Genomic DNA, 14629 nt, shown 5'->3' with positions numbered 1-14629 from the left:
CGCCATTTAAAGTGGTACGCGAGCTGGGTTTAGAACGTCGTGAGACAGTTCGGTCCCTATCTGCCGTGGGCGTTGGATGTTTGAGAAGGGCTGCTCCTAGTACGAGAGGACCGGAGTGGACGCACCTCTGGTGTTCCGGTTGTCACGCCAGTGGCATTGCCGGGTAGCTATGTGCGGACGGGATAACCGCTGAAAGCATCTAAGCGGGAAGCCCCCTTCAAGATGAGACATCCCTGAGGCCTAGAGCCTCCTGAAGGGCCCAGCGAGACCAGCTGGTTGATAGGCACGGTGTGGAAGCGCTGCAAGGTGTTGAGCTAACGTGTACTAATGGCCCGTGAGGCTTGACCCTATAACACCCAAGGGGTCTGGTCGCAGTGATAACGATGAAAGAACCGGATACGCGTCCCAAGCAAAGACTTGGTACGAAAAGAGACGATCACAAGACACAGCATGATAGACATTTAAAGTTACGCCTGACGACCATAGCGAGCGTGAACCACCTGATCCCTTGCCGAACTCAGCAGTGAAACCGCTTAGCGCCGATGGTAGTGTGGGGTCTCCCCATGCGAGAGTAGGTCATCGTCAGGCACCTATACCGTACCCCAGCTTCGAAAGAAGCTGGGGTATTTTATTTAGGGGTCTCCCAAGTAGAGTAGCGGGGAGCCGCCCCAGGATGGCCTGCCCGAACATCGTCAGGCACCTATACCGCAGAAAACCCAGCCAATCGGCTGGGTTTTTTGTTTGCGCAGAAGAAAAATAGCCGACAAAAAAGGCGGCTTGCACCGCCCACAAAAGCAATAGAAAGGGGAGGCTAACCGCAGATCGCCTCTAGCGCTTCAATCAAGCTATCCATCTCATCATCCGTACCAATGGTGATACGCAGAAAGTTGTTGAGCTCAGACGTATTAAAGTGGCGTACCAAAATGCTGCGCTCACGAAGACCGGCGAACAACTGAGCACCCTCGAAATCAGGATGTTGAGTAAGTATAAAATTGGCTTTTGAAGGCAGAACTTCAAAGCCCAGGTCTTCAAGTCGCTGCCGTGTCCGCTCTCGGGTCGTGATGACTTTATCTCGGCAGGCATTAAAGTGGGCTTTATCTTTAAGCGCTTCAATGCCTACTAGGCTTGCCAGGCTATCCACTGGGTAGGAATTGAAAGAGTCCTTCACCCGCTGGAGGCCTTCAATGAGCTCGGCTGAGCCAATCGCATAGCCTAGCCGCAAACCGGCCAAACTGCGTGACTTGGAGAAGGTGCCGGTCACCAGTAAGTTTGGATAGCGATTGACCAGTGCTATTGCACTCTCAGCACCAAAATCGACATACGCTTCGTCCACCAGCACAACACGATCGGTAACGCGCTTAAGCAACGCCTCAATGGCGTCTAGCGAGTGAGCGTGCCCGGTAGGTGCGTTAGGGTTAGCAAAGATGACACCGCTCCGTTCTGCTGCACCGGCGAGGGCCTCTAGATCGACTTCCCATTGAGTGTTAAGCGGGTGCTTGCGCAGCGTGACGCCATAGAGGTTGGCGTAAACGGGGTAAAAGCTGTAGGTGATTGAAGGAACATCGAGCGGTGCGTCGTGGCAAAAAAATGCTTGAAAAGCGAACGCCAGCACTTCATCTGAGCCATTGCCGACAAATGTCTCTTCCAGGCTAACCCCATAGGCCGAGGCGAGATAGTCTCGAAGTGCTCGTGAGGTCGGGTCAGGATAAAGACGCAGATGGTCAATGGCATAATCCCGCAGCGCGACGCCTACGCCTGGCGCAGGTGGATAAGGATTCTCGTTAGTGTTCAGCTTGATAAGGCGCTCTTGCGGCTGTTCGCCCGGAACGTATGGGGTAAGTCGCTGAACAGCGGGACTCCAAAATTGGCTCATGGGAATGACCTGATTCGTTTAGCACGTTGATGGCTATGGTCGCTTGATGAATGCTTGAGCGCAAGCTTTTGCAGCGGTTAGGGGTGGGCGTTGCACCTTGTAGGCGTTATGCTGTCACAAGCGCGCGTAATAAATAAGATGTCCAACACGATAAGGAGACACCCAATGCAACTCAGGAGTTTGCTAGCCGGCTCGGCTATGTTGGCACTACTGGCGGGTTGTGCCGCTGGACCGATGGAACAGCGCGAAGAAGAAACGGTTCGTCCACAAGAGAACTATCAGGGCACGCTGCCTTGCCGTAACTGTGACGGTATTGATCTTGATGTCGTCTTAGAAGGTGAGGAACAAAGTGTGCCAGAAGAGCGGACGTTTAGCCTCAATGCCGCTTATCGCAACCATCCGCAAAATCCACCGGATGAGAACTATGAAGGTAACTGGGAGGTTCTCAGCGGGACGCCTTCGGATCCCGATGCGACGGTCTATGAATTGACGCCTAACGGTGACGGCCAAATTTATTACTTTTTACGCGTTGACGATCGTACCTTGGAGTTAATCGACCCCGAGCGTCGTCGTTTCGAAAACGGTGAGACGCTGCGGCTTAACCGTCAATAACGCCACCGTTACACGTGCAAAGGCGGCCCATTGGCCGCCTTTTGTTTATGTGACTTATAAACAGGAGACTTACTGCGGTGGCAAAAGCCAAAAGCGCCTTTGTATGTACCGAGTGCGGCGCCGAATATCGCAAATGGCAGGGGCAGTGCAGCAGTTGCCGAGAGTGGAATACGTTAAGCGAAGTACACTTGGCGAGCGCACGCCCTGGTGGCGGCGCAGCCTCCGGTCGTTCAGGTTACGCGGGTGACCTTTCGCGAGAAGTAATCGACCTGGGTAATGTGGATCTCAGTGAAGTGCCTCGCATGAGTTCCACATTCGCCGAGTTTGACCGCGTGCTGGGCGGAGGGCTAGTGCCCGGATCGGCGGTGTTGCTGGGAGGCAATCCCGGGGCGGGTAAATCGACGCTGCTGCTACAAACGGCCTGCAAATTGGCCCAGCAGCGGCGCATAGTATACGTGACGGGCGAAGAGTCGCTTTCCCAAGTGGCCATGCGCGCCCACCGTTTGCAGTTACCCACCAATGGTTTGAAGATGCTAGCGGAAACCAGCGTGGAAACGATTCTTGCGGTGGCCGAGCGGGAGCAGCCAGAAATTCTGGTGATCGACTCCATCCAAACCATGCATTTGGAAGATATCAGTTCGGCGCCGGGTGGCGTCGCCCAGGTGCGCGAGTCGGCGGCGGCGCTAACTCGCTTTGCCAAAAAGACCAATACCGTTTTGCTATTGGTGGGGCACGTGACTAAGGATGGCACGCTCGCCGGCCCGAAAGTGCTTGAGCATATGATTGACGCTTCGCTGCTATTAGAGGGTGGTGCCGATTCACGTTTTCGCACCTTACGGGGCCAGAAAAACCGTTTTGGGGCCGTGAATGAGCTAGGCGTCTTCGCCATGCTTGAGCAGGGGCTTAAAGAGGTTAAAAACCCCAGTGCGATCTTTCTTTCTCGCCAGGAAGAGCAGGCGCCCGGTAGTTTAGTGATGGTGGTATGGGAAGGTACGCGCCCCATCCTGGTAGAAGTACAGGCTTTGGTGGATGAGTCCGCGCTGGGTAATCCTCGCCGAGTAGCCGTCGGCGTGGATCAAAATCGCTTGGCCATGTTGCTTGCGGTGCTCAATCGCCACGGTGGCTTGTTTACCGGCGACCAAGACGTGTTTTTAAACGTGGTGGGTGGTGTCAAAGTCCTTGAAACTAGCGCTGATCTTGCTGTTCTTTTGTCGGTGGTTTCCAGCCTGCAAAATCGGGCGTTACCCCGAGAGTTGGTGGTGTTTGGTGAAGTGGGCCTGTCGGGTGAAATACGCCCGGTGCCCAGTGGACAGGAGCGTATTGCTGAAGCGGCTAAGCATGGTTTTCAGCGGGCGATCGTGCCGCGGGCGAATGCGCCAAAACAGCCGCCCAAAGGCATGGAAGTCGTCGCTGTTGATAAATTGAGCGATGCGTTAGATGCCTTATAGTCGATAACGGCTAGGATATAGCTAAAGTCAATATTAACGAGCCAAGGAGAAACGCCATGAGTTCGATTCGGCTGACCCAATATAGCCATGGTGCCGGCTGTGGCTGCAAAATTGCTCCCGATGTGCTGGATCATATTCTTGCTAAGGCCGGCCCCACGACTGCAAATAAGCGGCTTATAGTGGGTAACCAAGGGCGCGAGGATGCGGCGGTTTATGATTTGGGTGATGGTCGTGGCATGATTGCCACCACCGACTTCTTTATGCCCATTGTCGATGATCCATTCGATTTCGGACGTATTGCCGCCACCAATGCGATCAGTGATGTTTATGCCATGGGCGGCACGCCAGTAATGGCACTGAGTATTTTAGGCTGGCCGCTGGATAAGCTAAGCGCCGACGTTGCCGGTGACGTCGTCGCGGGTGCCCAGGCGGTATGTCGTGAGTTGGGCGTAGCGTTAGCCGGCGGACACTCTATCGACGCGCCGGAGCCTATGTTTGGACTAGCCGTCAATGGGTTGGTTGAGCTGGACAAGCTAAAACTAAATTCTCACGCGAAGCCTGGCGATCTGCTGTTTCTCACCAAACCGATTGGCGTCGGCATGCTCACAACGGCAGAAAAACGTGGCCTATTAGCGGCAGGCCATCACGGGTTGGCCCGCGAAACCATGCTGCAATCCAATCGAATCGGCGTGCCACTGGCTGAGGTCAAAGGTGTTAATGCCATGACGGATGTAACAGGGTTCGGTTTGGCTGGCCACTTGGCCGAGATGTGCCGCGCGAGCGAGGTGATGGCGCAAATTGATTTTCGTCGTTTGCCGCGCCTAGCGGAAGCGGAAAGCTACCGTCGCCAAGGGGCGGTGCCTGGCGGCTCCCAGCGCAATCGCGATGCGTTGGGAAGCGCGCTACCCAAAATGGATGAAGCCCATTGGCAGTGGCTGTGCGATCCGCAAACGTCAGGTGGCCTACTTCTGGCGGTAGACCCTGCGTGGGAAGACGATGTTGAACGCATCGGGCGTACCTACGGGCTAACGTTGCAACCCTTTGGCACGTTGAAAAACCCTCAAGGCGAGGCGTTGATTGAGGTTATTGGGTGATACTGCCGACAGTCACTGCCGATACGCGGCTCATTCACCAAGGCCGCCCGTTGATCGATGTACGTGCCCCCGTTGAGTTTGCTAAAGGCGCTTTACCCGGTGCGGTCAACTTACCCTTGATGATGGATGATGAGCGTCATCGCGTAGGCATCGCCTATCAACAACAGGGGCAAGAAGCCGCGATTGGCCTGGGCAATGAGCTAGTCAGCGGCACGGTAAAAGAGGCCCGTGTTGCGGCTTGGCGAGATTACATAGCCCGCCATCCTGACGCCGTTATTTATTGTTTTCGAGGTGGCTTGCGCTCGCAAATCGTCCAGCAATGGCTGGCCGACACAGGCTTGGTAAGACCGCGTATTGAAGGTGGTTGGAAAGCATTGCGCCAGGGGCTACTCGGGCGTATTGATGAGGCTGCGCAACAGCCACTTCTGGCAGTGGCCGGGCTAACCGGCTGCGCAAAAACGGTGCTGATTAATCGGTTAACCAACGGGATTGATCTAGAGGGGTTTGCGCAGCACAAAGGTTCCGCGTTTGGTCGTTCACCTGAGCCTCCGCCCTGCCAAATCGATTTCGAGCATCGCCTTGCGCAGCGTTTGCTCATGCTGACGGGGCCCTTGGTCGTGGAGGACGAGTCGCGCCAAATTGGCGAGGTGAACGTGCCGCTTAGCTTCTGGAGGGCGATGGAGCGAGCCCCGCGCTTGCGGGTTGAAATGCCACTGGACTGGCGTTTGGAGCAGCTCCAGCGGGATTATATTCTCGATCTTGAGCAGGCCTATCAAGTTCTCTATGGGCCAGAGATCGGTTGCCAGCGTATGCGCGAGCAGCTGAGTAATGCCTTATGGCGATTGAAAAAACGGTTAGGGAACGCGCGGTTGCAACGCCTTCAGCGGTTACAGTCGCTGGCGTTCAGGGAACATGAAAGAGGCAACCCTCAAGCCCATGAAGCCTGGTTAGCGCCGTTGCTTACCGAATATTACGACCCGATGTATCGCTACCATCTAGCACGCCAGCGCGATGCTGGCGTGCAGGAATACCATGTAGGTGACTGGGAAAGCTGCTTAGCCGCTGCCCGCCACTGGAGTCGTGAAAAAGGCGAATTGCTCATTTAAGCAGGTGCAGGCCGCAGCCATTGACACATTAAGCGGTCAAGCAGAGCGGCGAGCGGGTCAAAGCGCTTGGGCTGTTGACGTATATCGGCTTCCGGCTGCATAAAGTCATGCCGTTCGGCACTTAGCGCGTGGTGTTCAAATAAAGGTTCGACGCTCTTTGGTGTCACTTCAAGGTGGTAAAGCAGTCCGATGACGCGCCCTGCATCCCAGCTAAATCCTTGAAGCGGTGCGGCTTCGCTACCGCCACAGGGCAGGGCATTATCAGGCAAACTAAACACATAGCGGTGCCACATAAAGGCTTCAAATTGTTCCGGTAAGTCGAACGGGCTTTCCGGTGCTAATTGAATGGTGTGCCAGCCGGTTTCCGGGTAAGTGCCAGGGGCTACTATGCTGCCCAGCGCATCGGCGATCCAGAGCGCGCCCAGGCCGATGCCCATCAGGGGTTTTTGGCCGTCCAGGTAGCGGTTGATTAGCTTGCTTTCGGCCTTGTACCAGGCCGGTGGCGCCTGGACGAAACCGTCGGGGCCATCGAGCACGATAAGGGCGTCACTATCACCGGCCGGTGGGGTGAGCTCGCCGTTGTAAAGATGAAAAACGGTGTAGCTATGCCCCATACTGGTTAGCCAGTCGGTTAACCGGGCGGGTTCGTGGTCAGGGCCGTGCTGTAGCAGATGGATATGCATGGTAATCTCCTCGCCGGCCGCCATCGCGAAAGCGTCAACAGTGGCTCTGCCGACACTTTAGCGACGATAACGTATTGTGCCTATTTCACCAATCACTTGTGTAAGACGATTCAGGAAAACCGTATGGCGTCCAATCCCCCAGGCTTTTATCAACGGCTTCAGCAACTCCCACTCGTCGCTCAGCAAGCGTTCATGGCAGCGCTTTGCGAGCGCCTCCTGCCCAATTATGCGCTTTACGAACAAACCACGGGGTATGGCGATGGGCATACACTGCGGACAGTGCTCAACCTGGTCTGGGAGCGCCTGAGCGTGCCTAACGCGAGTATCGATTTTGCCCGCCAGGCGGAAAAACTGGCGGAGTGTGAGCCGCCTGAAGACGATGAGAGCTTTGGGGCTCGCCGGGCGTTAGATGCCGTGGTGTCGATATCGGCGTTGCTGGATACGCTGCAGGGGGAGTCGCCCGAGGCCGTGTTGGATGTCAGTCGCACCTCGCGCGCGGGCGTGCGCGCCTTTATTGAACTGACCGAAGGCGAAGAAGATGCAAACGCTTTGGCGTTACTCATCCGCGACCACCCGTTGACCGAAGACGAAAACAACTTTCAAGACGCCGTACTGGAAGAAGTATCGCAACCGATTACCAAAGACTCTCTAAAAGCGATTCGCCAACTGGGCAGAAATGGCGGTATCAGTAACTTGGGGTTGTCACTGGAAGAGGCATAACACGGCCGCCGACGGTGAGGGCGGCGGCCTGCATGTGATGGCTATTGCTATAAACGCATATCGATGCCGCGTTCGGCCATGTAGCGTTTGGCCTCCGGAATGGTGTATTCACCGAAATGGAAAATACTGGCGGCCAACACGGCGTCAGCGCCGCCTTTTATAACCCCATCGACGAGGTGATCCAAGTTACCTACCCCACCCGACGCAATCACCGGCACGCTGACCGCTTCTGCAATGGCGTGGGTAACGCCCAGGTCAAAGCCTGCTTTGGTACCGTCGCGATCCATGCTGGTGAGCAGCAGTTCGCCCGCGCCGAACTCAACCATCTTCTGCGCCCACTCGATCGCATCCAGGCCGGTCGGGCGGCGTCCGCCGTGGGTGAAAATTTCCCAGCGCGGCGGTTCACCCTCGTTTGAGACCTTTTTGGCATCAATGGCCACCACGATACATTGGCTGCCGAAGCGTTCAGCGGCTTCACGAACAAAGTCGGGGTTGGTCACTGCCGCCGTGTTGATGGAGACTTTATCCGCGCCAACGTTAAGCATGGTGCGAATGTCGTCACAGCTACGAATGCCGCCGCCCACGGTGAGTGGTATAAACACCTCTCCGGCAATCCGCTCCACCATATCAACCGTGGTCGCGCGGTCTTCGTGGCTGGCGGTGATATCCAGGAAGGTGATCTCATCCGCGCCTTGTTGGTTGTAACGCTTGGCGATTTCAACGGGATCGCCCGCATCGCGGATGCCGATGAAGTTCACGCCTTTGACGACGCGTCCGCCATCCACATCTAAACAGGGGATGATGCGCTTGGCTAAACTCATGCGCTGCCTCCCGTCAGTTGGTCACTTAAGCGCTGGGCGTCGGCAACGTCCAGGCTGCCCTCATAAATAGCGCGCCCGGTGATGGCACCCAAGATGCCGCTGTCAGCTACCTCGCAAAGTGCTTTGATGTCATCAAGGTTGGTCACGCCCCCTGAGGCAATCACTGGCAGGCCGCCTTCGCGGGCCAATTGGGCGGTCGCCTCAACGTTAACGCCCTGCATCATGCCGTCACGCGCAATATCGGTATAGACAATGCTCGACACACCGTCGTCGGCGAAGCGTTTGGCAAGATCGGTGGCTTTCATGGTGGAGACTTCGGCCCAACCGTCGGTGGCTACAAACCCGTCTTTTGCGTCAAGCCCGACAATGACATGGCCCGGGAAGGCGCGACACATATCGGTAACGAAGTCTGGCTCTTTCACTGCCTTAGTGCCGATGATGACGTAGGAAACGCCCGCTTCCAGGTAGTGTTCGATGGTCTCGGCTGAACGGATGCCGCCGCCAATCTGAATGGGCAGCTTGGGGTAGGCGCGGGCAATGGCGGTTACCGCCTCGCCATTCACCGGCTTGCCTTCAAAGGCACCGTTTAAGTCGACCAAATGTAGCCGGCGTGCACCGGCTTCCACCCAACGGGCGGCCATGGCGACGGGGTCATCGCCGTAAGAGGTGGCGTCGTCCATGCGGCCTTGCTTCAAACGTACACACTGGCCGTCTTTGAGATCAATCGCGGGAATTATCAACATAGTGAATCCTCTCAAGGCGTCCAGGTGACAAAGTTTTCCAGCAGGCGAAGGCCCGCACGAGAGCTTTTTTCCGGGTGGAATTGCACGGCAAAGGTGCTGTCTCGGCCGATGGCCACATGAGCGTTCACGCTACCGTATTGGGTGGTGCCGAATACATGGGCGTCGTCCGCCGCTTCTACATAGTAACTGTGTACAAAATAGAAGTGCTCGTGTTGGTCAATGCCTTCCCATAATGGGTGGGGTTGATGCTGCTCCAGCAAATTCCAGCCCATGTGAGGCACTTTCAAGCGTTGGTCGTGCTGGTCACGCATGGTGGCCGGAAAGCGATTCACTTGGCCTGGGAAAAAACCCAGGCAATCGACACCGCCGTTTTCTTCACTGCGCTCCATTAACATCTGCTGGCCAACGCAGATGCCCAGTAGCGGTTTGCCTTGCCGGGTAAGGATATCGTCGACTAGCCCGCGTAACTCGGTACGTTCCAGCTCCCCTACGCAGTCACGGATAGCTCCCTGGCCGGGCAAAACCAACCGGGTCGCGCCTAAAATGCGCCGCGGGTCACGAGTAATGACTACGTTTTCATGGGTGACATGCTCAAGTGCTTTTGCGACCGAATGCAGGTTACCCATTCCATAGTCGATGACAGCAATGGTCATTAAGCGCTCCTTTTGGAGGTGGACAGCGAGTCGCCAGCGGTGCCGAGGTACATTATAAGCTTCCCTTGGTCGAGGGCATTTGACCCGCCATACGCGGATCTTCGGCTGCCGCCATGCGTAGCGCCCGGCCAAAGGCTTTGAAAACGGTTTCGGCCTGGTGGTGAGCGTTGTCGCCCTTTAGGTTGTCGATGTGCAACGTGACGCGTGCGTGGTTAACAAAGCCCTGGAAAAACTCGGCGACCAACTGGGTCTCGAATTGGCCAATGGTATCGCGGCTGAAATCGACATTCATGTATAGACCGGGACGGCCCGAAAAATCCACTACCACGCGGGACAGTGCTTCATCCAGGGGCACGTATGCATGGCCGTATCGGTAAATGCCTCGCTTGTCGCCAATCGCCTTATCAAAGGCTTGGCCTAGTGTAATGCCCAAATCTTCAACCGTATGGTGGTCATCGATATGTAAGTCGCCGGTGGCGTTAATATCGAGATCCATCATGCCATGCCGCGCCACTTGGTCGAGCATGTGATCGAGGAACGGAACACCGGTTTGGCACGTTAGGCGACCCTCGCCGTCGAGGTTGACGCTGACGCTGATCTGCGTTTCGTTAGTGTCACGGCTTACCGTGGCGATTCGCGCTGACATCTTGCAACTCCTGCGCTGTTGCGCACTCTAGAGGGAAGCCGATGGTCCAAATAAACGATACCACCGTGTGAAAAGGGCAACCCTTTTTGGCAAAGCAGCCATTATAGTGAATCGGTGCCCCTATCCGCTACAATGCGCGCAAGGTATCCATCTTGCGATGTAAAGAAAAGCAGCTTTGCTGCGTTGGTGAAAAGGAAAACGTCCATGCCGGTGACACTGCACTACGTCGACCAAGCCCGTTGGCAAGCCGACGAGCAAGTGCGCCTCGACTTGCTGCGCATCTATTACGATGCCCCCCAAGATCGAATGCCCAGCCAAACGGTTGAACCTTTTATCGAGCAGCATTTGCAGCAGCGGCACTTTTTTGGCTGTGCGCATTTTAATGATCGGCTATTAGGCGCTGTCGCGATTAAAGAAGGGCAGGATGGCGCATGGTGGCTATCAGATCTATGTGTGCGCAAGACGACACGTCGCAGAGGCGTGGGATCCAGGCTCATGGCGCTGCTGGGTGAACAGGCAAAACAAGACCGGCGGGTGCTACGCGTAGCCACTTCATCACTGCCATTGGCTGATCGTGTATTGCTGTCGAAACTGGGCTATCGGCCTGTCCCGAGCAGTGAGCATGCCTCGTCAGATACCTCAGTGACCAGCGATTTTGCTGAATTAGACCCACAAGGAAAAGGGTAATGAGACAATTATTACGCATTGTGCTGGCAGCTATCGGCATTTTGGCGATTGTGGCTGTCGCCGCGGTTGTATATGTCACTACGTTTTTGGATCCAGAAGACTTCAAACCCCGGTTAACCGCCGTGGTCGAAGAGCAGACGGGACTGAACTTAGAGTTGGATGGGCCGCTGAACTGGTCGTTTTATCCGCGTATCGGCGTCAGCGTCGAAACGGCCAACGCCTGGCTGCCTAGCCAGAACAGTGAAGAGGAACCGGCATTTGCCGCCATTGATCGTGCCGAAGTCAGTGTCGCTTTTGCACCTTTGCTGCGTGGGGAAATCGCTGTAGATGGCTTAACCATGGATGGTATGCGTTTAAACCTAAAGCGCAATGCCGATGGGCAGGGCAACTGGGAACCGCTGCTGGATAGGCTCATGGAGCAAAGCGACGAAGCTGAAACCGTGCTGGCACCTGCTAGCGCCGGACCAAATGCCGACGCCAGCAGCCTGGAAGTGGTGCTCAGTATTGCCAGTGTCAACATAAATCAAGCGGATATTCGCTTCCGCGACGAACAAGCCCAGGTCGTCTGGCATCTGCAAGAACTCAATATCTCAGGCAGTAACGTTAACCCCGTCCGGTCATTTCCCCTTAAGGCGATGTTTAAGCTGACCACGCACAACAACCTGGATGCTGAAGCGCTTGAGCGGATGCCCGATGTGTCGAGTGAAATTGGCCTTGATACACGTCTGCAGCTTGACTTGGAAAATCAACGGTTCGTGTTAGAAAACACCCAACTGAATACACGCACCCGTTTCGCACCAGAAAGCGAACCTCAACAGTTGAATCTGGCGGCAGCGGAAACCGTTGTCCGGCTCGGTGAGCAGCAGTTAAGTCTCCGTGAGGGTAGGCTCGAAACAAATCTACGCCACCCGGAAAACTGGGAAGGTAGTTTAGCGCTTGCGCTGGCGTTCGGGCTTGAAGGGGATTGGCAGGCCCAAACGGCCCGGTTAAAAGATATGCAGCTCACCGGGCCGGATAACCTGAGGATCAATGGGCATGTCAATGTATCGCAACTGCGCGATGCACCTGAGTACCAAGGTCAGCTAACCGCGGCTCCGTCCACCTTGCGTCCGTGGCTGTCGCGTGCCGGCGTAACGCTTAATACCACCAGCGAAGCCGCGCTTAGTGATGTCGCCATGACCAGCCCCATTGAAGGTGATTTGCACAAGGTCGCACTGCCCAGCTTGTCGCTGGTTGTAGACGACAGCACCTTTACCGGTGAGCTGAGCGCTCGCCTGGATGGGTCACACATCGAGTTTGATCTTGAAGGGGATGAGCTCAATCTTGATCGTTATTTGCCACGTGGCAATGTTGAACAGCAAGCGAGCTTAGGGCTTATTAATACCGCTGTGGCTGATGACCCCGCTACGCTTTTGCCCCAAGCATGGCTGGCATCGTCAACCATCAATGGCAACCTGAGCATTAATTCGATGATATTGGGAGGGATGGCCTTTAGCGATGTACGCATGCAGTTGCAAGGGGAGCAAGGCCAGCACCAACTGAGCCGTTTTGAAGCGGGCTTTTATGAAGGTGAATTGGCAGCTAACGGCCGTTTAGACGCACGAGAAAGCGATCTAAAGTGGTCACTTTCGCCGACCATACGCAACGTTAAAGTCGCGCCCCTCATTGAAACGCTTAGCGAAGGCGATGAGACATCGCCTCTACGTGGCCGTCTCAATCTGAGTGGCGACCTCACCACACGAGGCAACCAACGCGAGGCTTTACTGCGCAACTTGAATGGCGACTTGGACGCCCGTTTGACGGAGGGGGCTATTCTCGACTTTAACGTCTCTCAAGAGATGTGTGAGCTTGCCGCCCAACTGGAAGGCGAAAACGTTCAACGTGACTGGTCGAGCGATACCGCCTTCGATGAGTTTGTCGCCACGCTTCAGATCCGAGACGGGGTGGTACATAGCGACGATTTGCTGATTAGCGTCCCTGGTATCGACGTGCAGGGTGGCGGTGAATACAACCTCACCAGCCAGCGCTTTGATACCCAGGCTAACGCCCGACTCGTCGATACGGCAGACGCAGCGTGTGACGTGAATCCGCGCCTTGAAGAGCTACCGCTGCCACTGCGCTGTGAAGGCCATATAAGCGACGCACGTGGCGAGTGGTGTCGCTTGGATCGCGATGCCTTCCAACGCTCCGTGGTTGATCTCATTCAGCAGGAGGCGGGTGGTCAAGTTGAAGAGGCGCTTGAAGAGCGGCTTGACGAGTCCCTGGACTCGCTGGATGAGCGCTTAGGTGAAGGCAGTGGCGACACCATACGCGAAGGACTTCGGCGGTTGTTTGACTAGCCTAAAGTCGTCAGCGCAGCGCCGGTCATGAGCCGGCGCTTTTTATATCAGCGCACCGTTTGATTAAGGAGATTGCATGACGGACATGCCCTCGCCGCGGCTGGCCGCTGAGGCGTTTCAACAACGCCTGCTCGCTTGGTTTGATCGAGAGGGACGCCATGACCTACCCTGGCAATCACCGCGCAGTGCTTACCGCGTGTGGGTCTCGGAAATCATGTTACAGCAGACCCAAGTGTCCACGGTCATTCCCTATTTCGAACGCTTCATGGCGCACTTCCCATCGCTGACGGCACTGGCGGAAGCGCCGCAAGATGAAGTGCTGCATCTGTGGACGGGGCTTGGGTACTACGCACGTGCTCGCAACATGCATAAAGCCGCACAGCAAGTGGTTGACGCCCACCAAGGCGAGCTGCCCACCGACAGCGTCGAAGCACTCATGGCGCTGCCTGGTATTGGTCGCTCAACGGCAGGGGCGATCATCGCACAGAGCATCGGCCAGCGTGCTGCCATTCTCGATGGCAACGTTAAGCGCTCGCTGACCCGGTTGCATGCCGTCGCGGAGTGGCCAGGTAAGCCTGGCGTTGAGCGAGCGCTGTGGGCGCTCGCTGACTATTACACACCCGCTTCGCGGGTAGCCGACTATACCCAAGCCATGATGGATTTTGGGGCCACCCTGTGTAAGCGTAGTCGCCCGCTTTGTGAGCGTTGCCCTTTTAACGATGTGTGCTTGGCGTATGCGCAGGGCGAGCCGCAGCGTTATCCTGAATCAAAACCCAAAAAGCCACTGCCGACGCGGGAAACGATTATGCTGCTGCTGTGCGACCCAAACGGTCATGTGTGGCTTGAGCAACGCCCCCCCAGCGGACTCTGGGGAGGGCTTTGGAGCTTGCCCCAATTCGACAGCCAAGGCGATCTTAACGACTGGTTAGAAGCCAACGTTGTAGCGCCGAAACGCGCGTCGGCATTAGCGTCTTTTCAGCATACCTTCAGCCATTTTCGCTTAGCGATTACCCCACAGCCGGTCAGTTGCGATAGGCTGCAAGGGGTTCGTGAAGGAGGGACTTGGTATGATCCGCGCCATCCACCCGCGCTGGGTTTGGCGGCGCCCGTAAAGTCGCTACTCAATCACCTCCAGCCGTTCGCGCTCACGTCAACGCCAGGGCGTGCTTAACCCGCTTGGTAACCGCTGAAATTTAGGAGCCCA

Annotated in this window: 14 protein-coding genes and 2 rRNA genes; 10 read left to right on the top strand and 6 right to left on the bottom strand. The window is 56.1% G+C overall.

All coding sequences use genetic code 11. The features are described from left to right. Both BLR97_RS18695 and rrf read left to right on the top strand, forming a co-directional pair. A 23S ribosomal RNA gene (locus BLR97_RS18695) occupies positions 1-349 on the top strand; the annotation flags it as partial. Between the two features lie 123 nt (positions 350-472). Then, a 5S ribosomal RNA gene (gene rrf, locus BLR97_RS18690) occupies positions 473-588 on the top strand. A gap of 223 nt (positions 589-811) precedes the next feature. Here rrf and hisC read toward each other — a convergent pair. Then, positions 812-1873, bottom strand: coding sequence for a histidinol-phosphate transaminase (hisC, locus tag BLR97_RS18685; RefSeq protein ID WP_089708314.1), 1062 nt, complete (start codon positions 1871-1873; stop codon positions 812-814). Positions 1874-2038: 165 nt separating this feature from the next. Here hisC and BLR97_RS18680 point away from each other — a divergent pair, with 165 nt between their 5' ends. The 4 genes from BLR97_RS18680 (at position 2039) to mnmH (ending at position 6133) form a co-directional block, all read left to right on the top strand. After that, the gene (locus BLR97_RS18680; RefSeq protein ID WP_089708312.1) at positions 2039-2485 is read left to right on the top strand and encodes a copper resistance protein NlpE N-terminal domain-containing protein; all 447 of its coding nucleotides are present in this window, start codon (positions 2039-2041) and stop codon (positions 2483-2485) included. Positions 2486-2562: 77 nt separating this feature from the next. Beyond that, a complete protein-coding gene (radA, locus tag BLR97_RS18675) occupies positions 2563-3933 on the top strand; it encodes a DNA repair protein RadA (protein ID WP_089708310.1) in 1371 nt (456 codons plus the stop codon). Positions 3934-3989: 56 nt separating this feature from the next. Further along, a complete protein-coding gene (gene selD / locus BLR97_RS18670; protein WP_089708308.1) occupies positions 3990-5027 on the top strand; it encodes a selenide, water dikinase SelD in 1038 nt (345 codons plus the stop codon). After that, a complete protein-coding gene (mnmH, locus tag BLR97_RS18665) occupies positions 5024-6133 on the top strand; it encodes a tRNA 2-selenouridine(34) synthase MnmH (protein ID WP_089708306.1) in 1110 nt (369 codons plus the stop codon). Before selD ends, mnmH begins: the two co-directional genes overlap by 4 nt. Here the strand turns inward: mnmH and BLR97_RS18660 are convergent. Continuing rightward, entirely contained in the window at positions 6130-6816 is a 687-nt protein-coding gene (locus tag BLR97_RS18660) for a type 1 glutamine amidotransferase (protein WP_089708304.1), read from the bottom strand. The genes mnmH and BLR97_RS18660 overlap by 4 nt on opposite strands. Before the next feature lie 123 nt (positions 6817-6939). Here BLR97_RS18660 and BLR97_RS18655 point away from each other — a divergent pair, with 123 nt between their 5' ends. After that, the gene (locus BLR97_RS18655) at positions 6940-7536 is read left to right on the top strand and encodes a YjaG family protein (RefSeq protein ID WP_089708302.1); all 597 of its coding nucleotides are present in this window, start codon (positions 6940-6942) and stop codon (positions 7534-7536) included. Positions 7537-7583: 47 nt separating this feature from the next. On the opposite strand, the gene hisF is transcribed toward BLR97_RS18655, so the two are convergent. From hisF to hisB, 4 genes are read right to left on the bottom strand one after another with little or no spacing between them, the layout of a single operon-like run. Next, the gene (hisF, locus tag BLR97_RS18650) at positions 7584-8357 is read right to left on the bottom strand and encodes an imidazole glycerol phosphate synthase subunit HisF (RefSeq protein WP_089708300.1); all 774 of its coding nucleotides are present in this window, start codon (positions 8355-8357) and stop codon (positions 7584-7586) included. Further along, complete coding sequence (gene hisA, locus BLR97_RS18645) at positions 8354-9100, bottom strand: 1-(5-phosphoribosyl)-5-[(5-phosphoribosylamino)methylideneamino]imidazole-4-carboxamide isomerase (protein ID WP_089708298.1); 747 nt, start codon at positions 9098-9100, stop codon at positions 8354-8356. The genes hisF and hisA overlap by 4 nt, the downstream gene beginning before the upstream one ends. Positions 9101-9111: 11 nt before the next feature. Beyond that, positions 9112-9753: an imidazole glycerol phosphate synthase subunit HisH gene (hisH, locus tag BLR97_RS18640; RefSeq protein WP_089708296.1), complete on the bottom strand. Its 642-nt coding sequence runs from the start codon at positions 9751-9753 to the stop codon at positions 9112-9114. A gap of 52 nt (positions 9754-9805) precedes the next feature. Beyond that, the gene (gene hisB, locus BLR97_RS18635; protein WP_089708294.1) at positions 9806-10399 is read right to left on the bottom strand and encodes an imidazoleglycerol-phosphate dehydratase HisB; all 594 of its coding nucleotides are present in this window, start codon (positions 10397-10399) and stop codon (positions 9806-9808) included. Between the two features lie 204 nt (positions 10400-10603). On the opposite strand from hisB, the gene BLR97_RS18630 reads away from it, so the two are divergent. The 3 genes from BLR97_RS18630 (at position 10604) to mutY (ending at position 14596) form a co-directional block, all read left to right on the top strand. Continuing rightward, positions 10604-11086 (top strand): GNAT family N-acetyltransferase, encoded by a 483-nt coding sequence (locus BLR97_RS18630; protein ID WP_089708292.1) that lies wholly within the window; start codon positions 10604-10606, stop codon positions 11084-11086. After that, entirely contained in the window at positions 11086-13425 is a 2340-nt protein-coding gene (locus BLR97_RS18625) for an AsmA family protein (protein WP_089708291.1), read from the top strand. The genes BLR97_RS18630 and BLR97_RS18625 overlap by 1 nt, the downstream gene beginning before the upstream one ends. A 76-nt stretch (positions 13426-13501) precedes the next feature. Then, complete coding sequence (gene mutY, locus BLR97_RS18620; protein ID WP_089708289.1) at positions 13502-14596, top strand: A/G-specific adenine glycosylase; 1095 nt, start codon at positions 13502-13504, stop codon at positions 14594-14596. Positions 14597-14629: the final 33 nt, after the last annotated feature.

The organism is Vreelandella arcis, from assembly GCF_900103865.1.
GTDB lineage: Bacteria > Pseudomonadota > Gammaproteobacteria > Pseudomonadales > Halomonadaceae > Vreelandella > Vreelandella arcis.
This window is presented reverse-complemented; position numbering and strand designations above follow the sequence as displayed.